Raw genomic sequence first — 21911 nt, 5'->3', positions numbered from 1 at the left:
CCGTGCGGAGGGCCTCCCCGCCCTCCGGGTACGAACCCCCGTCCGTTACCGTGGTGCCCGTTCGCGCACACCGTGTCAGGGTGCCCGAGGCCCGCGCCGGAGGTGGCGCCGGGAGACGGAAGGGCCCGTGTTCTCCGGTTTCCGTTCACCCGGACCGCTTCGAGGCGGTACGGTCGATCCTGTCCCGACACGTCGGTTGGTTCGGACGACCGTCCGGTTCCCCCTGCGGGTGCCGAGACACGACCGCACCCGTCAGTCCGGTCGGGGCACGCTCTTGACGAATGGAGGGGTGGGGCGGGTGAGTGGTTATGTCGCTCGGGTGCGGCATGATGAGTCGCCTGGCGGCGACATCGGACTCGATCCGCTGGTGCACTCCGCTGCCCAGCGTTGGGCGGAGTCGGACCCCCTGCTGCCCGAACCCGTGGGGTTCGCGGCCAACTCCTACCCCCTGCTGACCGTCAGCGACGAGGACGGGCGAACCGTCGCCGCGGGCAGCATGCACTACACCTGGTACCAGCCGGGCGAGGTGGGCCGTATCTGGGGCGTGCCCGACCAGCACTGGCTCACCCCCATCGTCGGCGGCCCCGAACCCGCCCGCGCCCTGGACTCCCTGCTCACCAGCTGGCGCGACCAGATCGAGGACCTGCCCACGGGCACCGGCTCGGAGTCGGCCGCCCTGGTGAGCTGGCCCGCGCGCGACGTCGAGGGGATCATCCCGCTGCAGCGCCACGGCCTCCAGCCCTACACCGTGCTCGCCGCCCGCCAGCGCCGCCGTGGCGTACCGCCGTCGCTGCCCCCGCGCGACGTGGCCATCCGGCTGGCCGACATCAGCGACCTGACCCAGGTGGTGGGCCTGTTGATGGAGGAGCACCGCTACGAGCAGCACTTCGGCGGGGTGTTCCTCCAGCCCGACACCGCCGAGCAGACCCGCAAGGTCGCGGCGCGGGCGCTCAACCGTTCGCGTTCGTGGATCTGGTTGGCCGAGCGCCGGGGCCGGGCCGTGGGACTGCTGTGGGTGTCGCCGCCCGAACGCTCCCGCTGGGCGAAGTCCCTGGTGCGGGCGCGCCCGATCGCGCACATCGGCTACGGGGTGGTCGCGGACGCCGAACGCGGTCGCGGGATCGGCACCGCCCTGGTGAGCCAGGCGCACCAGGCTCTGGACAGCCACGGTGTGGGGGTGTCGGTGCTCAACTACGCCGCCATGAACCCGCTCTCCGGGCCGTTCTGGCACCGGATGGGCTACCGCCCGGTGTGGACGACCTGGGAGGTCCGTCCCGCCCTCGCCCTGCGCTGACCTCGGTGCGCGCCCAGGGCGATCGCGGCCCCGGTGACGGAGTTCACCTCGCGGGCTGGTTAGCCTGGGCGCGCAAGCGCAGTGTGGCGTGGAGAGGTGGAGCCGATGAGCGCGGACGACCGCGGACCCGAGGGTGCCGAGCACGTGGAGATCGTGGAGGTGGGGCCGCGTGACGGCCTCCAGAACGAGTCCACCGTGCTGTCGGTCGAGGACCGGGTGGAGCTGATCGACCGGGCCGTGGCCGCCGGGGTGCGGAGGATCGAGGCGGTCAGCTTCGTCCATCCCAAGCGGGTGCCGCAGATGGCCGGGGCCGAGGAGGTCATGGCCGGGGTCACGCGGGTGCCCGGGGTGTCCTTCATCGGTCTGGCGCTCAACCGGCGCGGCCTGGACCGGGCGCTGGAGGCGGGGGTGTCCGAGGTCAACGTGGCGGTTCCGGCCACGGACGGGTTCAGCACCCGCAACCAGGGCAGCACCGTCGACGCGATGCTGGACTCCCTGGTGGAGATGGACCGGGCCCTGGAGGGTACGGGGGTGCCGTTGAGCGTCACGGTCTCCACGGCCTTCGGGTGCCCCTTCGACGGTGAGGTCGCGCCCGAGCGGGTGGTGGAGGTCGTCCGCCGGATCGCGGACACCGGGGCCGTGGAGATCGCGCTGGCCGACACGATCGGCGTGGGTGTCCCCGCCCAGGTGCGTGACCTGCTGCGCCGTACCGCCGAGGTGGCGGGCGGTCGGACCCTGCGCTGTCATTTCCACAACACCCGCAACACCGGCTTCGCGAACGCGCTGGTCGCCGTGGAGGAGGGGGTCCGGGTCCTGGACTCCAGCCTGGGCGGCTTCGGTGGCTGCCCGTTCGCCCCCGCCGCCACGGGCAACATCGGTACCGAGGACCTGCTGTACATGCTGCACCGCAGTGGTCTGCGCACCGGGGTGAGCCTGTCCGGAGCGGCCGCGCTGGGTGACTGGATGGGGGAGCGGCTCGGCAAGCGGCCGCCCGCCTACCTCGGCCGCGCGGGGGGCTTCCCCGCCTGATCACCGCCGCGTCCTCCGCCCGCGGTCCCGCCCCGCTCGGAGGGGTGCGCGGCGGTGTTGCCTTCGCCACCCGGCGGGCGGTGGGCGGGCACGGGAGTCCCCCGCCACCAGGGGTTCGCGGCAACCGTGCAGGTGGGGGTGGGGAACACCGGGGGTCGCGTGGACGTTCCCAGGTGTGGACGAACGAGGGGCCTGTTATTCTGGTGCCCCGTGGAGTCCGACGCGCTGGAACGGCATCGCCGCCGCTCGGATCCGGACCGCCGCACGGCCGCCCAGCTCGCCCGAGCCAGCCGTAGCCACTCAAACCACGGGAGCAACACTTTGGCATTCGCCGCGAGTACCAAGCACCTTTTCGTTACTGGCGGCGTCGCCTCCAGTCTTGGCAAGGGCCTGACCGCCTCCAGCCTGGGACGACTCCTGAAGTCGCGTGGGCTTCGGGTCACCATGCAGAAGCTGGACCCCTACCTCAACGTGGATCCCGGAACGATGAACCCGTTCCAGCACGGTGAGGTCTTCGTGACCGACGACGGCGCCGAGACCGACCTGGACGTCGGCCACTACGAGCGCTTCCTCGACGTCGAGCTCTCCGCCTCGGCCAACGTCACCACCGGGCAGATCTACTCCAGCGTCATCGCCAAGGAGCGCCAGGGCGCCTACCTGGGTGACACCGTGCAGGTCATCCCGCACATCACCAACGAGATCAAGTCGCGCATCTACGCGATGGACGCCCCCGACGTCGACATCGTCATCACCGAGATCGGCGGCACCGTCGGCGACATCGAGTCGCAGCCCTTCCTTGAGGCGGTCCGCCAGATCCGGCACGAGATCGGCCGGGAGAACTGCTTCTTCCTCCACGTCTCCCTCATCCCCTTCCTCGGCCCGTCCGGCGAGATGAAGACCAAGCCCACCCAGCACTCGGTCGCCGCCCTGCGCAGCATCGGCATCCAGCCCGACGCCATCGTCTGCCGCTCCGACCGGCCCATCACGCAGAGCCTGAAGTCCAAGATCAGCCTCATGTGCGACGTGGACGAGGCGGGCGTGGTCTCCACCCCGGACGCGCCCTCCATCTACGACATCCCCAAGGTCCTGCACCGCGAGGGGCTGGACGCCTACGTCGTCCGCCGTCTCGGCATGCCCTTCCGTGACGTCGACTGGACCGAGTGGGACGAGCTGCTGCGCCGTGTGCACCAGCCCGACCACGAGGTCACCATCGCCATGGTCGGCAAGTACATCGACCTGCCCGACGCCTACCTCTCGGTCAGCGAGGCCCTGCGCGCGGGCGGGTTCGCCACGGACACGCGCGTCAACATCCGCTGGGTGGCCAGCGACAACTGCGCCAGCCCCTCCGGCGCGGCCGCCGAGCTCGACGGCGCGGACGGCGTCCTCATCCCGGGCGGCTTCGGCGTGCGCGGCATCGAGGGCAAGCTCGGCGCGATCCGCTACGCCCGGGAGAAGGGCGTGCCGCTGCTCGGCATCTGCCTGGGCCTCCAGGGCCTGGTCATCGAGTACGCGCGCAACGTGCTCGGCCTCGAGGGCGCCAACAGCCTGGAGTTCGACGACAAGGCGATCGACCCGGTCATCGCGACCATGGCCGACCAGGAGGACGTCGTCGCGGGTGACCGCGACATGGGCGGCACCATGCGGCTGGGCCTGTACCCCGCGGACCTGGGCGAGGGCACCCTCGCCCGCGACCTGTACGACGGCGCCGAGCAGGTCTCCGAGCGCCACCGCCACCGCTTCGAGGTCAACAACGCCTACCGGTCCCAGCTGGAGGAGGCGGGTCTGGTGTTCTCCGGCCTCTCCCCGGATGGCAAGCTGGTGGAGTACGTGGAACTGCCCCGGGACGTGCACCCGTTCTTCATCGCGACGCAGGCGCACCCGGAGCTGCGCTCCCGCCCGACCAACGCGAACCCGCTCTTCCGGGGCCTGATCTCCGCCTCGCTGGAGCACAAGGTCTCCTAGCGGCGACGACCAGGCGGGTGGGGCCCGAGCCTGAGAGGGGCCGCATGGCCAACCACACCCGCCCGGTCGAGGACGAGACGACGGGGGCGTTCGCGAAGGTCGCGGACGCCCCCGAGTCGTGGCCGGTGGAGCGGTCCGAGGAGCGGTACCGGGGCGCCAAGTGCTCTATGCGCACGGACTGGGTGGAGATGCCCGGCGCCCACGGCCAGGGCCGGGCGGTGGCCGCCCGAGACTACATGGACCACCCCGGCGCCTCCGCGATCGTCGCCCTCGACTCCCGGGGGCGCGTGCTCCTGCAACGCCAGTACCGGCACCCCACCCAGCACACGCTCTGGGAGCTGCCCGCCGGTCTGATCGACGGTGACGGTGAGGGGCCGCTGGCCACCGCCAGACGTGAGCTGGTGGAGGAGGCCTCGCTGCGCGCCGCCACCTGGCACCGGCTCCCCGACTTCTACCCGAGCACGGGTTTCTCCAACGAGCGCATCCACGTCTTCCTCGCGCGTGACCTCACCGAGGTGCCCGAGGAGGAGATCGACTTCGTGCGCGAACACGAGGAGACCGACCTGGCCTCCGAGTGGCTGCCGCTGCCGGAGGCGGTGCGCGCGGTCATGGAGGGACGGCTGCACAACGGGGCGACGGTCATCGGGATCCTCGCCGCCCACGCCGCCTCCCAGGACGGCTTCGTGTCCCTGCCCGTGGCCTCGGACGACTGAGCCGGTGGTGGGAACGGACGCGGCGGAGAGGGAGCCGGGGCGCGCGGAGCTGGACGAGGGCCCCCTGGGCCGGGTCCGCGCCGCCTTCCTCGACCACCTGAGCGCCGAGCGGGCCCTGGCCGACAACACCCTGCTGGCCTACCGGCGTGACCTGTGGCGCTACGTCGAGTACCTGAGCGACCAGGGCGTCACCGACCTCGCCGGAGCGACCACGGGGCACGTCGGCGCGTTCCTGGGGGCGCTGCGTGACGGGGACGGGACCCACCCCCCGCTGAGCGCCTCCTCGGCCGGGCGCACGCTCGCCGCCGTGCGGGGGCTGCACCGGTTCGCGGTCCGTGAGGGGTGGGCGGGCACCGACCCGGCCGTCGAGGTCGTGCCACCGTCACCGCCCATGCGCCTGCCCAAGGCCGTTCCCCTGGACCAGGTGGAACGGTTGTTGGACGCGGCCGGTCCGGTGGCGGCACCGGCCTCCGACGCGCGGTCCGACCTCCTGGCCCAGCGCGACCGCGCCCTGTTGGAGGTGCTGTACGGCACGGGGGCGCGGGTGTCGGAGGCGGTGGGCCTGGACGTGGACGACGTCGCGGAGGCGGTGGACGCGAGCGGCCCGGTCGGTCTGGTGCGCTTCCGGGGCAAGGGCGGCAAGGAACGCCTGGTGCCGCTGGGTTCGTACGCGCGCCGTGCCCTGGCCGGCTACCTGACACTGGTGCGGCCGGTTCTGGCCGCTTCCGGACGGGGCGGCCCGGCGCTCTTCCTGAACACGCGGGGTGGTCGCCTGACCCGGCAGGGCGGATGGGTGCTGCTGTCGGCGGTGGCGGAGCGGGCCGGGGTCGAGGGGGTGTCGCCGCACACCCTCAGGCACTCCTTCGCCACCCACCTGATCGACGGAGGCGCGGACATCCGTGTCGTGCAGGAGCTGCTGGGGCACAGTTCGGTCACCACCACGCAGGTCTACACCCTGGTGACCGTGGAGCGGCTGCGTGAGGTGTACGCCTCCAGCCATCCGAGGGCGCGGCGCGGCGCGGACCCGGGTGGCCGGGTGTGAGGCCGGGCGCCGCTCGCGGGGAGCCCGTACCGCGTTCGGGACGAGTCCGAGGCGTGTCGTGTGTACCCTTCTCCTACGAGAGAAATGGGTACGAGCGTGCGGTTCCTCCCGGTTGCAGAGGGTGGGGAATCCTGGTCGGATCATGTTGAAGTGCGCCGTGTCGTCGTTCTAGAGTCGCCGCACAGAGGTACGTTGCTGTCGACATATTGAGTTTCCGACGGCGGCCAGTCGTGGGAGACGTCAAGAGTCCCATCGGGCCGTGGCCGGTCCGTAGGGGAGGTCAAGGGTTGTGAACTGGTCGGAGAACGGCGAGGCGGCGAACACCGCACCCGTCGGCGAGGAGGGCTTCGCCGATCCGGTGAGCAACCCGTGGGGGACGACACGCAACACGGGGGCGGATCTGCACACCAAGAGACCCGTGCGTACATATCCGGAGCCAGCACCGCTCGACGAACACGGTCCGGCACGGATTGTAGCACTCTGTAACCAGAAGGGTGGGGTCGGTAAGACCACCACCACCATCAACCTCGGTGCCGCCATCGCGGAGTACGGCAGGCGGGTGCTGCTGGTCGACTTCGACCCGCAGGGCGCGCTGTCGGTGGGCCTGGGCCGACTGGACCCGCGAGAGCTGGACCTGACCGTCTACAACCTGCTCATGCAGCGTGACGTGACGGTCGAGGACGTCCTGCTCAAGACGGACATCGACGGTCTGGACCTCATCCCGAGCAACATCGACCTGTCGGCCGCCGAGGTGCAGTTGGTCGGGGAGGTGGCCCGTGAGCAGATGCTGGGGCGCGCGCTGCGCCCCGTCATCAACGACTACGACGTCATCCTGATCGACTGCCAGCCGTCGCTGGGTCTGCTGACCGTCAACGCGCTGACCGCGGCGGACGGGGTCATCGTGCCGCTGGAGTGCGAGTTCTTCGCGCTTCGCGGTGTGGCGCTGCTGATGGACACCATTCAGAAGGTGCAGGAGCGCCTGAACGAGGACCTCGTCATCGACGGGTTCCTCGGCACCATGTACGACCCGCGCACGCTGCACGCCCGCGAGGTGCTGTCCACGATCGTGGACGGTTTCGGCGACAAGGTGTACGGCACGGTCATCAACCGCACCGTGCGCTTCCCGGACGCCACCGTGGCGGGCGAGCCCATCACCAGGTTCGACTCGTCCTCGGCCGGGGCCAACGCCTACCGGTCGCTGGCCAAGGAGGTGCTGGCGAGGTGGCCTCTCAGCGGTCACGACGTGTGACGCTACCCGGGGCGGACGAGCTGTTCTTCCGCCCCTCCGGTCCCGAAGAGGAACCGGTCGAGACCGAACGCCAGTACCAGGTACCGGAACAGGATCGACAGAGCACCACCGAGAACTCGTCGGACCGGCCCGCGCGCAAGTCGAACGGCAGGGGGCGGAGCAAGGTACGCCGCGCTCCGAAGCCGAGCGGGCGTCAACGCCACGACGAGAAGATCACCGTCTACGTCTCCGGGGCGGAACTGCTGGCCCTGGAGCAGACCCGGCTCTCGCTGCGCGCGGAGCACGGGTTGTCGGCCGACCGCGGCCGCCTCGTACGCGAGGCCGTCGCCGTGCTGCTCGCCGACTTCGAGGAGCACGGCCCCAGCAGCATGCTGGTACGCCGGCTGACCGAGGACTGACGTTCCCGGACCGACCGCTGGGGGAGCGGACGCACATCCGGGGACCGGGAGGTGAGGGTGTCACCGGCAGCTCCGCGCCGGTGACACCCTGGTGTCATGAGTGAGAAGACGTGGACCCGTCATGGTGACTGACCAGGAGGGCGCGCCGCCGGGGGCGGAGAGCGCCGACGAGGTCGACGAGAACGCCTTCCAGGTGCACCTGGACAACTTCGAGGGCCCCTTCGACCTGCTCCTCGGGCTGATCTCCAAGCACAAGCTGGACATCACCGAGGTGTCGCTGTCGAAGGTCACCGACGAGTTCATCGCGCACATCCGCCGGTTCGGTGACGACTGGGACCTGGACCAGGCCAGCAACTTCCTGCTGGTCGCGGCCACCCTGCTCGACCTCAAGGCCGCCCGTCTGCTGCCGCGCGGCGACGTGGAGGACGAGGCGGACCTGGCGCTGCTGGAGGCGCGCGACCTGCTGTTCGCCCGGCTGCTCCAGTACCGTGCCTACAAGGAGGTCGCCTCCTTCATGCGGGAGCGCCTGGCCGCGCAGGGTCGCAGGTACGCGCGGGCGGTGCCGCTGGAGGAGCGGTTCGCGGGGATGCGTCCGGACGTGCTGTTCAGGCTCGGTCCGGAGGAGTTCGCCGCCCTGGCGGGGCTGGTGTTCACGCCGAGGGAGCCGCCGAGCGTCTCGGTCACCCACATCCACCTCACCAAGACCTCCGTCAAGGAGCAGGGTGAGCTGATGGTGGCCGAACTCCGAGAGCACGGCCAGCTGACGTTCGCCGAGCTCACGGCCGAGTGCGACGGCACCTTCGAGGTCGTCGCCCGGTTCCTGGCCCTGCTGGAGCTCTACCGGGCCGCGAACGTGGGCTTCGACCAGCCCGTCCCGCTGGGGGAGCTGACCGTGACCTGGACCGGCGGCGACGAGGACGTCGAGCTGGAGTCCGACTACGACGACGCGGAACCGACCGCCGAGACGACACCGGGGGAGCAGTGATGACCGCAGAGCACACCGCCGAGGCGGAGGACCTCTCCACACCCCCGGGTTTGCGCCGCGACCTGGAGGCCGTGCTGATGGTGGTCGACCAGCCGGTCTCCGAGTACGACCTGGCCCGCGCCATGGACGTGCCGTTGGAGCTGGTGACCCGAACCCTGGAGGAGCTCTCCCGGGAATACACCGAACAGGGCCGTGGTTTCGACCTACGGGCGGTGGCCGAGGGGTGGCGTGTGTACACGCGGCCCGAGTGCGCCGACATCGTCGAGCACTTCCTCAGGGAGGGGCAGGAGGTGCGGCTCACGCAGGCCGCACTGGAGACGATGGCCGTCGTCGCCTACCGCCAACCGGTCTCACGTGGCAGGGTCTCCGCCGTACGCGGGGTCAACTGCGACGGGGTTATGCGTACCCTCGTACTGAGGGGCCTGATCGAAGAGACCGGACACGATCCCGAGTCCGGTGCGCTGCTGTATCGGACCACTTCCTATTTCCTGGAACGGCTGGGCCTGCGTGGCCTGGACGAGCTGCCTGATCTGGCGCCGTTCCTCCCCGACGACATCGAAGGTCTTGACGACACCGGTGAGCACACCTAACAGAGAACGTTCCCGTGGTGAGCGGGACGGACACGCCCCGCGCGGTGAGCGCGGCGACTATGACAACCGCGGCGGCCGAGGCCCCCGCGACGACCGAGGCGGGAACGACCGCAGTGGCGGCGGACGCCACGACCGGGACGACCGTCCCCGCCGTGACGACCGTGGCCGGGGCGGCCAGCAGGGCCGGGACGACCGGCGCGGCGGCTACCAGGGTCGGGACGACCGTGGGGGTCGCTCCTACGACCGTCGTGACGACAGCCGTGGCGGTCGTTTCGACCGCGACGACCGACGTGGCGGGAACCAGAACCGCGATGATCGCGGGGGCCGTTCCTTCGACCGTCGTGACGACAGCCGTGGCGGCTACCAGGGTCGGGACGACCGTCCCCGTCGCGATGACAGCCGTGGTGGTCGCTTCGACCGCGACGACCGGCGCGGCTACCAGGGTCGCGATGACCGTGGGGGGCGCTCCTACGACCGTCGTGACGACAACCGTGGTGGCCGTCCGCAGGGTCGCGATGACCGTGGCCGTGGGCGCGATGACAGCCGTGGTGGTCGCTTCGACCGCGACGACCGGCGCGGCGGGAACCAGAACCGCGATGATCGCGGGGGCCGTTCCTTCGACCGTCGTGACGACAGCCGTGGCGGGTACCAGGGTCGGGACGACCGTGGGGGTCGCTCCTACGACCGTCGTGACGACAACCGTGGTGGCCGTCCGCAGGGTCGGGACGACCGTGGCCGTGGCCGTGACGACAGTCGTGGTGGTCGCTTCGACCGCGACGACCGGCGCGGCGGGAACCAGAACCGTGGCGACAGCCGTGGCCGTTTCGACCGGGACGACCGTCCCCGTCGCGACGACCGCAACCGTGACGACCGGCGCGGTGGCTACCAGGGCGGACGGGACGACAAGCGCGGGGGCTTCCGCGACGAGCGTCCCCGCCGTGACGCCCAGGGCCGTCGGCTCCAGAACCGCGACGACAAGCGCGGCGGCTACCAGCGCCGTGACGACGGTCGTGGCGGCCGTCCGCAGGGCCGTGACGACCGGCCGCGCCGGGACCCGGACCAGCGTCCGGCCCGTCGCGACCACGAGCCCGTCCGCGACGTCAAGAGCGAGAGCCAGCTCTCCAAGGCGGCGCGCGAGCGTCTCCAGGCCCTGCGCGCGGACTTCAACCCGCGTGACGAGGACCGCCACGAGGGCGACTCCCGTGACACCTACACGGACGTCCCCGACGGCATCCGGCTCCAGAAGGCACTGGCCGCGGCCGGCGTCGCCAGCCGCCGGGCCAGCGAGGAGATGATCGCGGCCGGTCGGGTCAGCGTCGACGGTCAGATCGTCAAGCGCTTCGGCGCCCGTGTCGACCCCGAGGCCTCGGAGATCCGCGTCGACGGCATGCGCGTGGTCACCGCCCCGGACAAGCTGTACTTCGCTCTGAACAAGCCGCGCGGCGTGGTCAGCACCATGTGGGACCCGGAGGGTCGCCCGACCCTGGCCGACTACGCGGGCCAGACCGACGAGCGCATCTTCCACGTGGGTCGGCTGGACACCGAGACCGAGGGTCTCATCCTGCTGACCAACGACGGTGACCTGGCCAACCGCCTCACGCACCCGCGTTACAAGGTCGTCAAGACCTACATCGCGAAGGTGCCGGGCCCGGTGCCGCACCGCGTGGTGCGCGAGATCCAGAAGGGTGTGGAGCTGGAGGACGGGCCGGTCCAGGTCGACTCCTTCCGCGTGGTCGACAACGACGACACCCAGGCCATGGTGGAGATCCGCCTGCACGAGGGGCGCAAGCACATCGTGCGTCGCCTCATGGAGGCGGTGGGCCACCCGGTCGCGGACCTGGCCCGCACCCAGGTCGGTCCGATCGACCTCAACACCCTGCGTCTGGGCACCATGCGTGCGCTCAGTTCGCGTGAGGTCGGCGAGCTCTACAAGGCCGCCGGTCTCTGACCCGGAGGTCTTGTCGATACAGTTGACGGCGGTCGCGCCCCACCCGGGGAGCGGCCGCCGTCTCCCCTTTCCCCCGGGTGACGGCATCACCGACGAGGACGAAAGCGGGATCGAACGTGGCGGTACGGGCCATTCGCGGTGCGGTGCAGGTCGACGCGGACGAACGCGAGCAGGTGCTGGAGGCCACGACCGAACTGGTCTCCGAGGTGATGCGGCGCAACGGGCTCACCACCGACGACGTGATCAGCGTCCTCTTCACGGCCACCACGGACCTGACGAGTGAGTTCCCCGCGCTGGCGGCGCGGGGTGTCGGATTCACCGACGTCCCGCTGATGTGCGCCTCCGAGATCGACGTGCCTGGTGCCCTGCCGCGCGTGGTGAGGTTGATGGCCCACGTGGAGACCGACCTCCCACGGGCCGAGGTCCAGCACGTGTACCTGCGCGGCGCCCAGGCACTGCGCCTGGACATCGCCCAGTAGCGACCCCGCCGTCACCGCCCGGGCCGCCCGGCCCCACACCGGGGTCTCGGGCGGGAGGCCAGGTCAGAAGGTCGTACTCTGGGACCGTGCCCGCGACAGGCGCGGGCGGGGTGACTCGGGGGAGTGCTGTGGGCGAGGAAGCGGCCGGGACGGGCCGGACGGAGCCGCGTCGGGTCACCGTGGTCGGAACCGGGCTGATCGGAACGTCGATCGCCCTGGCCCTGCGCGCCCGCGACGTGGACGTCACGCTCAGCGACCCCGACGCGGCCTCCCTGCGCCTGGCCTGCGACCTCGGTGCCGGGCGTCCGCTGGAGGAGACCGACGGGTCGCCGGTGGACGTCGCGGTGATCGCGGCCCCGCCCGCCGTGGTCCCGGCGGTGCTGCGCGACGCCCAGCAGCGGAAGCTGGCCCAGGTGTACACCGACGTGGCCAGCGTGAAGACGAGTGTGCTGGAGGGCGCCGAGCGGCTCGGCTGCGACATGGCGACCTTCGTCCCCGGCCACCCCATGGGGGGACGTGAGAAGCACGGTCCCGGCGCCGCCCGCGCCGACCTCTTCCTCGGCCGTTCCTGGGCGCTGTGCCCCACCCCGGAGGCCGACCACGGTTCCGTCGAGGCGGTGGCCGGACTGGCCCGCATGTGCGGCGCGGACCCGCTGGTGCTGGACGCCCGGGCGCACGACCGCGCGGTGGCCCTGGTCTCGCACGCCCCGCACGTGGCCTCCTCCGCCGTGGCCGCGCGGCTGCTCTCCGGTGACGGCGACGCTCTGACCCTGGCCGGTCAGGGAGTACGTGACGTCACCCGGATCGCGGGAGGGGATCCGGCGATGTGGGAGGAGATCCTCACCCACAACGCGGGCCCGGTGGCGGAGGTGCTGCGCGGTGTGGCCCGGGACCTCACCGCCGCCGCCGACGCCCTGCGGTCCCGGAGCGGAACCGGGCACGGAGTCGCGTCTCGGGAGGATCTGGAGCCCGTCCGTGACCTGCTGGCGCGGGGGCGTTCGGGGCAGGCCCGGATCCCCGGCAAGCACGGAACGCTCCGCCGTCCGGACTACACGGTGATCCCCGTGGTCATCCCGGACGAACCCGGTGCCCTGGGCCGCCTGTTCGCGGCCGCCGCCACCGCCGGTGTGAACATCGAGGACGTGCGGATCGAACACAGCCCCGGGCTGCCGCTGGGCGTGGCGGAGCTGTACGTGCTCCCGGAGGCCGTGGACACGTTGGCCGACGCGCTGTCGGCCGACGGCTGGTCGGTGCACCCCGGACTCTGAACCCGGTCTCTGAACGCCGGACCGTACGCGTGGTGCCGGGCGTCTCGGCGCGAAGGTAGGCTGAGGCGTCGGCGACAGCAGACGCCGACGCAGGCACAGTGAACTCGGGAGTCAGCAGCAGTGAGCGCGCAGGGCAAGGGCATCGTCATCGCCATCGACGGTCCCTCCGGGTCGGGCAAGTCGAGCACGGCCAGGGGTGTCGCCAGGGCGCGGGAGCTGCGCTACCTCGACACCGGGGCCATGTACCGGGCCCTGACCTGGTGGATGCTGGACAACGGCGTGGACGTCGATGACGCGGCCGCGGTGGCCGCGAACGTCGAGCGTCCGGTCATCTCGATGGGCACCGACCCGTCCGCCCCCTCCGTGACGGTGGACGGCCGCGACGTGGCCGCCGAGATCCGCGGCAAGGAGGTCACCACCAGCGTCAGCGCCGTCTCGGCCGTGCCCGAGGCCCGTGAGCTGCTGGTGCGGACCCAGCGCGAGGTCATCGAGGCCGCCCGCGAGGAGAGCACCGGTATCGTGGTGGAGGGCCGTGACATCACGACGGTCGTCGCCCCCGACGCCCCCGTCAAGCTGTTCCTGACCGCCAGCGCCGAGGCGCGCGCCCAGCGGCGCAGCAAGGAGGTCCGGACCGTCGACGTCGCGGCGACCCAGGCCGACCTGGCCCGCCGGGACAAGCTCGACTCCAGCCGGGCCCACTCGCCGCTGACGCAGACCGCCGACGCCACCGAGCTCGACACCACCGGCCTCACCCTCGACGAGGTCATCGCTCTGGTCGTCAAGCTGGCCGACGAGGCCCGCGACAGCTAGCGCGGACCCGCCGGAGACGGCGGGAGGCCGGGGAGAGACCGGCCACACCGCCCCCGTCAGGGGGAACACACGAACATCCACGGGGGTTGCCCTCCGTGGCAGGACACGGGCGCCCTCGGTGGCGCCCGTGGTGATTCACGTGGCGATCGCGCTGAATCCTTCGACATCCTCGCGGCACGCATCCTGGGCGCGTGGGGACCTGGAACCGGGAGTACGAGTACATGAGTGAGTTCGACGTGTCCGACGTGGGCGAGGGGCCCGAGGGCGAGGACGCGGCACTGCCCGTCGTCGCCGTGGTGGGCCGACCCAACGTCGGCAAGTCCAGCCTGGTGAACCGGATCATCGGCCGCCGTGAGGCGGTCGTCGAGGACGTCCCGGGTGTGACCCGTGACCGGGTGGCCTACGACGCCGAGTGGCAGAACCACCGCTTCACGCTGGTGGACACGGGCGGCTGGGAGACCAGCGTCAGCGGGCTGGCCGCGATGGTCGCCCGCCAGGCCGAGTACGCCGCGCAGACCGCCGACGTGATCCTGTTCGTGGTCGACGCGACCGTGGGCATCACCGATGCCGACGCCTCCGTGACCCGGGTCCTGCGCGCCACGAAGAAGCCCGTGGTCCTGGCCGCCAACAAGGTCGACGGCGGGCAGCAGGAAGCCGACGCGCTCGACCTGTGGAACCTGGGTGTGGGGCAGCCGTTCCCGATCAGCGCCCTGCACGGCCGCGGTACCGGCGACATGCTGGACGCCATCGTGGAGGCCTTCCCCGAGACCCCCGTGGGCGAGGCCGAGGACGACGAGGACGGTCCGTCCCGTATCGCGCTGCTGGGCCGCCCGAACGTGGGCAAGTCCAGCCTGCTCAACCGGCTCGCCGGTGAGGACCGCGTGGTCGTGGACTCGGTCGCGGGCACCACCCGCGACGCCGTCGACGAGCTGATCGAGCTGGGCGGCCAGACCTGGAAGTTCATCGACACCGCCGGTATCCGCCGCCGGTTCCGTGCCCTCCAGGGCGCCGACTACTACGCGACGATGCGCACCGGTACCGCTCTGGAGCGGGCCGAGGTGGCCGTGGTGCTGATGGACGTCAGCGAGCCGCTGGCCGAGCAGGACATCCGGGTCGTGGAGCAGGTCGTGGAGGCCGGTCGCGGTCTGGTCCTGGCGTTCAACAAGTGGGACATCCTCGACGAGGAGCGCCGCACCTACCTGGAGAAGGAGATCGACCGCCAGCTGGCGCGGGTCTCCTGGGCCCCCCGGGTGAACATCTCCGCCATGACCGGCCGCCACATGGAGCGTCTGGTTCCGGCGATCGAGACCAGCCTGTCCGGGTGGAACCAGCGCATCTCCACGGGGCAGCTCAACAACTGGCTCAAGGAGCTGGTGGCGGCCACCCCGCCGCCCGTGCGTGGCGGCAAGCAGCCCAAGATCCTGTTCGCGACGCAGGCCGGTGCGCGTCCGCCGCACTTCATCCTGTTCACGACCGGGTTCCTTGAGGAGAACTACCGCCGGTTCATCGAGCGTCGCCTGCGTGAGGACTTCGGCTTCGAGGGGACCCCGGTGCACATCAGCATGCGTATCCGGGAGAAGAAGAACGGGGTACCGGGCCGGGCCTCCAAGGGCAGTGTGCGTCCGGACCGCAAGCCGCGCGGCGGCGGCCGCCGCTGACGGCGGGCCCGACCACCGCGGGTGAGACACGACGCGGGGGCGCCCCGGACGGGGCGCCCCCGCGTCGTGTTAAGGGACCGGGGTTCGTTCAGGTGTCCGTCGGCAGACGGCGGACGTTGCTGCCCCGGATCCCCGAACCGGACTCACCGCTCCGCCTCGGGTAGGGCAGGCGCCCGGAGGACCGGCCCGACTCGGGCACCGGGATCGCCGGGGCACCGGGCAGCGGACGTCCGGCGCTCTCCCGCATCCGCCAGACCACGACGAGTCCGATGACGCTGGCCGCCATCACCAGCCAGGCGGGGGAGTACAGGTTGCCCGTGGCCTGCACCAGCGACTCGGAGATCAGCGGTGTGGTGCCGCCGAACAGCGCCACCGAGACGTTGAAGCTGATGGCCAGGGCCCCGTAACGGACCTTGGTCGGGAAGAACGCCGGGAGCGACGCGGGGCCCGCGCCGGAGAAGTGCACCAGGGTGAAGGCCAGGACCAGCACGCCCAGGGCCGCCGCCCACGTGCTGCCCTGTTGCAGGAGCCAGAAGGCGGGCAGGGACAGCACCAGCCCGAAGACGCAGCCGGACATCAGGATCGGTCTGCGGCCGACCCGGTCGCTCATGAACCCGAACAGGGTCACGCTGGCCAGCATGAACACCATGGCGCCCAGGGTCACCACCAGGGCCAGGGTGGAGCTGTACCCCAGCACCGCCTCCAGGTACGTGGGCATGTACGCGGTCACCATGTAGTTGTTGACGTTGAACACCATGACCAGGCCGATGCACAGCGCGATGGCGTGCCACTGGCCCACGATCGTCTCCTTGAGCTGGCCCTTGCGGCGCTCGCCCGCCTCGTCCTTGGCGAACCCGTCGGTGTTCTCGTTGTAGACCGGGGTCTCCTCCAGCTTCACGCGCAGGTAGAGACCGATGGCGCCCAGCGGCAGCGCGAGCAGGAACGGGATACGCCATCCCCAGGCCTGCATGGTGTCGGGGCCCAGGAGCAGGGTCATCACGGTGACGATGGCGGCACCGCCCACGTAGCCGCTGACGGTGCCGAACTCCAGCCACGAGGAGAGGAACCCCCGGCGTCGGTCCGGGGCGTACTCCGCGATGAACGTGGTGGCCCCGCCGTACTCACCGCCGGTGGAGAAGCCCTGGAGCATGCGGGCGACCAGGAGGAGGATCGGCGCGGCGATGCCGATGGTCGCGGCGGAGGGGATGAGGCCGATCGAGAAGGTGCTGACCGCCATGAGGAGCATGGTGGCGGCCAGGACGCGCTTGCGGCCGATGCGGTCACCGAGCGGGCCGAAGAACACGCCGCCGAGCGGACGGACCAGGAAGGCCGCCGCGAAGGTGGTGAACGTGGCGATGAGCTGGACCCCGCCGGACTGTGACGGGTAGAAGACCAGACCGATCGTCACGGCGAGGTAGCTGTAGACACCGAAGTCGTACCACTCGGTCGCGTTGCCGATCGCGGCCGCGACCACGGCCTTGCGCGTCGTCCTTCGCTCCGTCTTCAGGGTCGGCCGGTCCGGTTGTTCGCTCACGTCTCCCCCTCGGTGGCATCACCTCACGTGCCTAGATAATCACTTGGGGTGAGGAAAGCGTGGGAGGTGTACGTGTTGGCCGACGGTAGCGTGGCACCATGCGCAAAGTGCTGGTCAGTGCCTGTCTCATGGGGCGCAGGGTCCGTTACGACGGCAGGGCCAAACCGGTGGGGGACGACACGGTCACCCGCTGGCGGGAAGAGGGCCGCCTCGTCGTGCACTGCCCGGAGATCGCCGGGGGGCTCCCGGTTCCCCGGCCGCCTGCCGAGATCGAGCCCGGCGCGGACGCCGCCGACGTGCTCGCCGGTCGGGCTCGCATCCGCACCCCCGAGGGGACGGACGTGACCGAGCACTTCGTCTCCGGTGCGCGGGCGGCGCTGGCCACCGCGCGGGCGCACGGCGTGGCGGTGGCGCTCCTCAAGGAGTCCAGCCCCTCGTGTGGGACGCGCGAGGTGTACGACGGCGCCTTCGAGGGGCGCAGGGTGGCCGGTGAGGGCGTGACCGCGCACCTGCTCCGGGAGAACGGTGTGGCGGTGTTCAACGAGGGCGAGGTCGCGCTGGCGGCCGAGCGCCTGCGCGACCTGGAGGCCTGAGGGCCACGGGGGCGCCCCCGTGGCCCTCTCGGTTCAGTCCTTGACCACGGCGTAGCGCAGACAGGCGAAGGCCCCCACCAGCTTGGCCTCCAGCGGCCGCAGCCGCACCCGTCCGTCCAGCAGGGGGGCGCCCCCGCCCAGGCTCACCGGCGCCACGGACACCGACACCTCGTCCAACAGGCCCAGCCGGGCCAGGTCGGCGGCGACACGGCCGCCGCCGACCACCCACACGTCACGACCGTTCGCGGCCCGTACCATCCCGGCGTGCAGGTCCCGCAGCTCCTGGTCCGTGTCTGCGCTGGTGAACCGGAGGTCCCCCTCGATCCGGGGAAGCTCCCGATGGGTGAGCACCCAGGTGGGCGCCTCGTACGGCCAGGGCTGGTCCCCCTCGTGTTCGTGGATCCACTCGTAGGTGGTCGCCCCCATGAGGATCGCCCCGGCGTTCCTGATGAACTCGGCGGTCTCGTCGATCGCCTCTCCCTCCTTCGCGCCCTCCACCGCGAACAACCAGTCGAGTGAGTTGTCCCGGTCCGCGATGAACCCGTCCAGACTCGTGGCGGTCTCGTACACGGTCCTCATACTGTGTCTCCCCGTTTCCTTGGTGCTTCGTAGCGTCGCGGCAACCACTCCAGGGGGTCTCCCTGGTCGACCTCCACCCCCGCCTCGCGCAGCATGTGCCGGACGTTCAACCGGCGGTACGCGGAGTAGGTGAGCACGTGCGCCACCACCCCGCCGAGGAGGAAGCTCTCCGGCGGGTCGCACAGGGCGTCGATCAGCCGGTCACCCCAGGCGTCCCGCCGGCCGATGTCGGCGACCACGGCGATCCACCGCGCCCCGGCCTCCGCGTGCCTGACCAGCAACGACTCCGGATCGTCGGCTCCGAGCTCCGGTGTGTCCGCGCCCTCGACGGAGGCGAGCCACACCTCCTTGGAGCGCACGAGGAGGTCCAGAGCCGAGGCGATCGACCCCTCCGCGCCGTCCCAGGACAGGACGGCCCGTGTGTCCCGGACCCGTCGGTACTCCTCCTCGGGCAGGTCCGCGGCGAACCGGATGAGCCGGGTGGTGTCGTCCACGTCGTGGTGGGTCTGGAGCCCGGTCACGTCCATGCTGGGTCGGCCCCTCGGGTTCTCCTCCACCCACAGGTGGAGCGGCGGATGGAAGTGGACGCCGTTCGGTGCGGGCAGCCAGTGGCCGCTGCCCGCCGTGGTGGCGCTCGGAGGATGCCCGAACGCCCGGGCGAAAGCCCGTGTGAACCCCTCGACGGAGGAGTACCCGGCCTCGAAGGCCGCGTCGGTGACGCTGCTGCCGTGACCGATCCGCCAGGCGGCCCGTTCCAACAGGACCCTCCGGCGCAGGGCCACCGGTGACTCGCCGGTGTCCCGGGACAGCTGGCGGCTGAAGTGGAAGGGGGAGGCGTGCGCCTGCCCGGCCATCTCGCTCAGCCGGGTGTTGTCCTCGTCCAGGACCGCGTCGAGCAGTTCTCGTAGGCGGTCTCGTCCGGTGGTGGCTTCGGTCATGTGACCAGTATGTTCCGGGGGCCCTCACCGCCGCTTGACCGTTCTTGCGCAGTGTCGGCTCCGCTTCGTGTCCTGACCGCCGACGGTGAGCGTGACGTCGGTGAGGAGGTGCGTGACGTAGGAGAACGCGGCGAGGGCAGCGCCGTCCGAGGGGGTGCGCATCGTGGTGCGAAACCCCCGGAGGATGCGATAGAGTCTTCCCCGTTGGCGACGCCGGAGACGGCGCCGCGCAGCGGACGGGACGTAGCGCAGTTTGGTAGCGCACTTGACTGGGGGTCAAGGGGTCGTGGGTTCAAATCCCGCCGTCCCGACACAGGAAAGCCCTGGTGAGACAGGAGATTCTCACCAGGGCTTCGTCATGTCCGGGGGAGCCCGGGGGCACCGGCCGTCTCCGTGAGCGGACGGCCTCGGGAACCCACGTCGGGAGTCGGTCGACCGGGCCCCGTGTCGGTGTTCTCGCCGGTGGCGTCGTCCCCGGGCACGGGGACGGCCAGCCGGAATCCTGAGGTGGGGTCGTGGCCCTCGGGGAGACCACCGGAAGGCCCGTCCAGACGGGCTTCCTGGGCTTAGGCTCGGTCCATGACTGACATGTGGTTCAGCCGGGATTCTCCGGTGCTCCGCGCCGTGGTTCGCCTGGCGGACACGGGCACGTCGGGCGACCCTCGGACGTTGCGAGCATGAGGGGGCGCGCGGGAACGCGCGGTACTCGTCCGGAGCGTCCACGCCCCGGTGGCGTCGCCGTGTCGGTGCCGCGTCCCTCGTGGAGCCGTGCCTCACCGGCGCGACGGTCGGCTTTGAGGAGCTACCGAGGATGTTCCAGGGTCGGGTGCGCCACGTGCCCACGATGAAGGACGCGATGGTGCGCGGAGCGGTCTATCCTCGGCGGTCCCTGGTCCTGGTCGCCGGGGTCCCCGGGGCCGGGAAGAGCACCCTGCTGCGGCGACTGTTCGGTCTGCGCGGGGACGAAGCGCGGCCCGTCCTCACCGCGGACGGCGTGCGGGTGATCGACTCGCTGCAGTCGCGGTACCAGCTGAGGCCGCTGCTCGCCCGGGTCCCGTACCCGCTGTGGCGCTGGGTGGTGCACGTACTGCACCTGGCCCAGGTGGCGGCGGCGCTGTGCGGCGGCCCGGTCGTGGTGCACGAGTGCGGGACCCGGCTCCCGGTCCGCGTGCTGCTCGCCCTGCTCTGCCGGTTCCGCCGGTACGAGGTGCACGTGCTGATGATCGACGCCACCCCGGAGGAGGCCCGGAGCGGGCAGAACGCCCGGGGGCGGCGGGTGACCGAGCGCAGCCACCGGATGCACTCACGCCGCTGGCGGCGCCTGCGCGCGGCCACCCGGCACGGTCCGGCGGCGTTCGCGCCGGGGGCGCGCAGTCTGCTCGTACTCGACCGGCGCCAGGCACGGAAGCTGACGTGGATCCGTTTCGGCCCCGGTGGGGGCGCCCGTGGGTCACGGCGCACCTCGACGGACTCGCCCTCTGATCGGATCGAACTCCTGATGCCCGATGCCTCGTGACGCCCCTCTCAGGAGCGCGAGGTGACGAGTCGAGGCCCCGGAAGGGACGGTTGCGTCCGGGGATGGTGACGCGCGCCCGGGCGATGACCGTTAAATCGTTGGGCGCCGCCCCTCCGCGCCGCTAGGGTTCCCTGGGCCCGACGCTTCCCTTGGAGACCCTTCTTGAACAGTGCAGTGACCCTCATCCGTTCCGCCGCCCTCTCCGACGCCGCCGAGTACGCCTACGCGGCGACCGTTCCGCCGGGCGTGCGCCTGGTCTTCCCCGCCGGATCGTGCCCGCTCGACGAGGACGGCTCCACCGCCGCCGTGGGTGACTACGCGGGCCAGGCGGCCGTGTGCGTGGCCAACCTGCGGACCGCCCTGGCCGAGGCGGGCGCCGAGCTCACGGACGTGGTCAACACCCGGGTGCTCGTCGCCTCCACCTCCCAGGACGACCTGGTCGCCGCCTGGGAGGTGGTTCGCGACGCCTTCGGGGAGCACGACGTCCCCAGCACCCTCATGGGCGTCACCGTCCTGGGCTACGACGACCAGCTCGTGGAGATCGAGGCCGTGGCCGCCGTGCGCGAGTGATCAGGCCTCGTCGGGGACCCGGCGCAGCAGGTCGCCGGGTTGGCAGTCCAGGACGCGGCAGATCGCGTCCAGGGTGGTGAACCGCACCGCCTTGGCGCGGCCGTTCTTCAGGACGGCCACGTTCGCGGGGGAGATCCCGACGGCCTCGGCGAACTCCCCGACCGACATGCCGCTCCGGGCGAGCTGGACGTCGAGGTCGACGATGATCGGCATCAGACCACACCGGCCATCTCGGTCTGGAGACGGGTCGCCTTGCTGAGAAGGCCGCGCATCAGGACGACCAGCAGGACGAACGCCGCACCCACGGCGGCTGTCACGGAGGCGGCGCCGAGCGCGGCGACCGCCTCCATGGTGCCATGGGCGAACGGCATGTCGGTCACGGCCAGGTGCCCCGCGACCCCGGCGGTGAGCAGCGTCGCCACGAGGCCGGCGCCGATGATGACGTCCACCCACACGAAGGCGCCGGGATCGAAGAGCGCGTCGCGGCCCAGCATGCCGAGCAGCTGCCACGTGGCGACGAGCGCCGCCTGGACGCAGGCGACGCCGAGGACGCCCAGGACCGTGTACGGGACGACGATCCTCTCGTACGGCGGGAAGTGCGCGGCCTCCCCCGCGAGGGCCCCCGGGATCACGACGATCTGCCCGAAGAGGCCGACAAGGAGGGCCACGACGATCGCGGCGCGCAGGATGAGGGTGATGGAGTGGTGCATATATCGATTATCAATAGATAGCTATCGATAGTCAATAGGCGCCACC

Annotated in this window: 23 protein-coding genes and 1 tRNA gene; 18 read left to right on the top strand and 6 right to left on the bottom strand. The window is 71.4% G+C overall.

What is annotated here, in order from left to right; translation table 11 throughout:
* The first annotated feature begins 298 nt into the window (after positions 1–298).
* From ACFW3L_RS18545 to der, 14 genes are all read left to right on the top strand, one after another.
* Positions 299–1294, top strand: coding sequence for a GNAT family N-acetyltransferase (locus tag ACFW3L_RS18545; protein WP_378742036.1), 996 nt, complete (start codon positions 299–301; stop codon positions 1292–1294).
* A 105-nt stretch (positions 1295–1399) separates the two neighbouring features.
* Positions 1400–2323 (top strand): hydroxymethylglutaryl-CoA lyase, encoded by a 924-nt coding sequence (locus ACFW3L_RS18540; protein ID WP_378742034.1) that lies wholly within the window; start codon positions 1400–1402, stop codon positions 2321–2323.
* Positions 2324–2644: 321 nt separating this feature from the next.
* Positions 2645–4285 (top strand): CTP synthase, encoded by a 1641-nt coding sequence (locus ACFW3L_RS18535; protein WP_378742031.1) that lies wholly within the window; start codon positions 2645–2647, stop codon positions 4283–4285.
* 44 nt (positions 4286–4329) lie between these two features.
* A complete protein-coding gene (locus ACFW3L_RS18530) occupies positions 4330–4998 on the top strand; it encodes an NUDIX domain-containing protein (protein WP_378742029.1) in 669 nt (222 codons plus the stop codon).
* Between the two features lie 4 nt (positions 4999–5002).
* The gene (locus tag ACFW3L_RS18525) at positions 5003–6040 is read left to right on the top strand and encodes a site-specific tyrosine recombinase XerD (protein ID WP_378742027.1); all 1038 of its coding nucleotides are present in this window, start codon (positions 5003–5005) and stop codon (positions 6038–6040) included.
* 289 nt (positions 6041–6329) lie between these two features.
* A complete protein-coding gene (locus ACFW3L_RS18520) occupies positions 6330–7289 on the top strand; it encodes a ParA family protein (RefSeq protein ID WP_378742025.1) in 960 nt (319 codons plus the stop codon).
* Positions 7286–7687: a hypothetical protein gene (locus tag ACFW3L_RS18515; RefSeq protein WP_378742023.1), complete on the top strand. Its 402-nt coding sequence runs from the start codon at positions 7286–7288 to the stop codon at positions 7685–7687. Before ACFW3L_RS18520 ends, ACFW3L_RS18515 begins: the two co-directional genes overlap by 4 nt.
* A gap of 121 nt (positions 7688–7808) precedes the next feature.
* On the top strand, positions 7809–8672 hold the full coding sequence (locus tag ACFW3L_RS18510) for a segregation and condensation protein A (RefSeq protein WP_378742021.1): 864 nt from the start codon (positions 7809–7811) through the stop codon (positions 8670–8672).
* Positions 8672–9262, top strand: a complete 591-nt coding sequence (scpB, locus tag ACFW3L_RS18505; protein ID WP_378742019.1) for an SMC-Scp complex subunit ScpB — start codon at positions 8672–8674, stop codon at positions 9260–9262. The genes ACFW3L_RS18510 and scpB overlap by 1 nt, the downstream gene beginning before the upstream one ends.
* The gene (locus ACFW3L_RS18500) at positions 9249–11210 is read left to right on the top strand and encodes a pseudouridine synthase (RefSeq protein WP_378742017.1); all 1962 of its coding nucleotides are present in this window, start codon (positions 9249–9251) and stop codon (positions 11208–11210) included. The genes scpB and ACFW3L_RS18500 overlap by 14 nt, the downstream gene beginning before the upstream one ends.
* 116 nt (positions 11211–11326) lie before the next feature.
* The gene (gene aroH / locus ACFW3L_RS18495; protein ID WP_378742014.1) at positions 11327–11689 is read left to right on the top strand and encodes a chorismate mutase; all 363 of its coding nucleotides are present in this window, start codon (positions 11327–11329) and stop codon (positions 11687–11689) included.
* Between the two features lie 128 nt (positions 11690–11817).
* Positions 11818–12957 carry a prephenate dehydrogenase gene (locus ACFW3L_RS18490; RefSeq protein ID WP_378742012.1) on the top strand — a complete coding sequence of 380 codons (1140 nt, stop codon included), beginning with the start codon at positions 11818–11820 and terminating at the stop codon, positions 12955–12957.
* Between the two features lie 120 nt (positions 12958–13077).
* Positions 13078–13767 (top strand): (d)CMP kinase, encoded by a 690-nt coding sequence (gene cmk / locus ACFW3L_RS18485; RefSeq protein WP_378742010.1) that lies wholly within the window; start codon positions 13078–13080, stop codon positions 13765–13767.
* Positions 13768–13988: 221 nt separating this feature from the next.
* Positions 13989–15425, top strand: coding sequence for a ribosome biogenesis GTPase Der (gene der, locus ACFW3L_RS18480; RefSeq protein ID WP_378742079.1), 1437 nt, complete (start codon positions 13989–13991; stop codon positions 15423–15425).
* A gap of 88 nt (positions 15426–15513) precedes the next feature.
* Here the strand turns inward: der and ACFW3L_RS18475 are convergent, their stop codons facing one another.
* Positions 15514–16959, bottom strand: a complete 1446-nt coding sequence (locus ACFW3L_RS18475; RefSeq protein WP_378742008.1) for an MFS transporter — start codon at positions 16957–16959, stop codon at positions 15514–15516.
* Between the two features lie 98 nt (positions 16960–17057).
* Between ACFW3L_RS18475 and ACFW3L_RS18470 the strand changes: the two genes are divergently transcribed.
* Positions 17058–17552 carry a DUF523 domain-containing protein gene (locus ACFW3L_RS18470; protein WP_378742006.1) on the top strand — a complete coding sequence of 165 codons (495 nt, stop codon included), beginning with the start codon at positions 17058–17060 and terminating at the stop codon, positions 17550–17552.
* Positions 17553–17585: 33 nt separating this feature from the next.
* Here ACFW3L_RS18470 and ACFW3L_RS18465 read toward each other — a convergent pair whose 3' ends face one another.
* From ACFW3L_RS18465 to ACFW3L_RS18455, 3 genes are read right to left on the bottom strand one after another with little or no spacing between them, the layout of a single operon-like run.
* Positions 17586–18131: a dihydrofolate reductase family protein gene (locus tag ACFW3L_RS18465; protein ID WP_378742004.1), complete on the bottom strand. Its 546-nt coding sequence runs from the start codon at positions 18129–18131 to the stop codon at positions 17586–17588.
* Positions 18128–19069, bottom strand: a complete 942-nt coding sequence (locus ACFW3L_RS18460; protein ID WP_352388189.1) for a helix-turn-helix transcriptional regulator — start codon at positions 19067–19069, stop codon at positions 18128–18130. The genes ACFW3L_RS18465 and ACFW3L_RS18460 overlap by 4 nt, the downstream gene beginning before the upstream one ends.
* 24 nt (positions 19070–19093) lie before the next feature.
* Positions 19094–19231, bottom strand: coding sequence for a hypothetical protein (locus tag ACFW3L_RS18455; RefSeq protein ID WP_352388187.1), 138 nt, complete (start codon positions 19229–19231; stop codon positions 19094–19096).
* Between the two features lie 75 nt (positions 19232–19306).
* Here ACFW3L_RS18455 and ACFW3L_RS18450 point away from each other — a divergent pair.
* The 3 genes from ACFW3L_RS18450 to ACFW3L_RS18440 all read left to right on the top strand — a co-directional run bounded on the left by ACFW3L_RS18450 (position 19307) and on the right by ACFW3L_RS18440 (position 21155).
* A tRNA-Pro gene (locus tag ACFW3L_RS18450) sits at positions 19307–19380 on the top strand.
* Between the two features lie 500 nt (positions 19381–19880).
* On the top strand, positions 19881–20585 hold the full coding sequence (locus ACFW3L_RS18445) for an AAA family ATPase (protein ID WP_378742001.1): 705 nt from the start codon (positions 19881–19883) through the stop codon (positions 20583–20585).
* Between the two features lie 162 nt (positions 20586–20747).
* Entirely contained in the window at positions 20748–21155 is a 408-nt protein-coding gene (locus tag ACFW3L_RS18440) for a RidA family protein (RefSeq protein WP_378741999.1), read from the top strand.
* Here the strand turns inward: ACFW3L_RS18440 and ACFW3L_RS18435 are convergent, their stop codons facing one another.
* Complete coding sequence (locus ACFW3L_RS18435) at positions 21156–21368, bottom strand: helix-turn-helix domain-containing protein (RefSeq protein WP_378741996.1); 213 nt, start codon at positions 21366–21368, stop codon at positions 21156–21158.
* The gene (locus ACFW3L_RS18430; RefSeq protein ID WP_378741993.1) at positions 21368–21865 is read right to left on the bottom strand and encodes a DUF2975 domain-containing protein; all 498 of its coding nucleotides are present in this window, start codon (positions 21863–21865) and stop codon (positions 21368–21370) included. Before ACFW3L_RS18430 ends, ACFW3L_RS18435 begins: the two co-directional genes overlap by 1 nt.
* Between the last annotated feature and the right edge of the window lie 46 nt (positions 21866–21911).

The organism is Nocardiopsis sp. NPDC058789 (genome assembly GCF_042745575.1).
Classification (GTDB): Bacteria; Actinomycetota; Actinomycetes; order Streptosporangiales; family Streptosporangiaceae; genus Nocardiopsis; species Nocardiopsis eucommiae.
The sequence above is the reverse complement of the archived record's forward strand: the minus strand, read 5'-3'. Positions and strand labels throughout refer to the sequence as shown.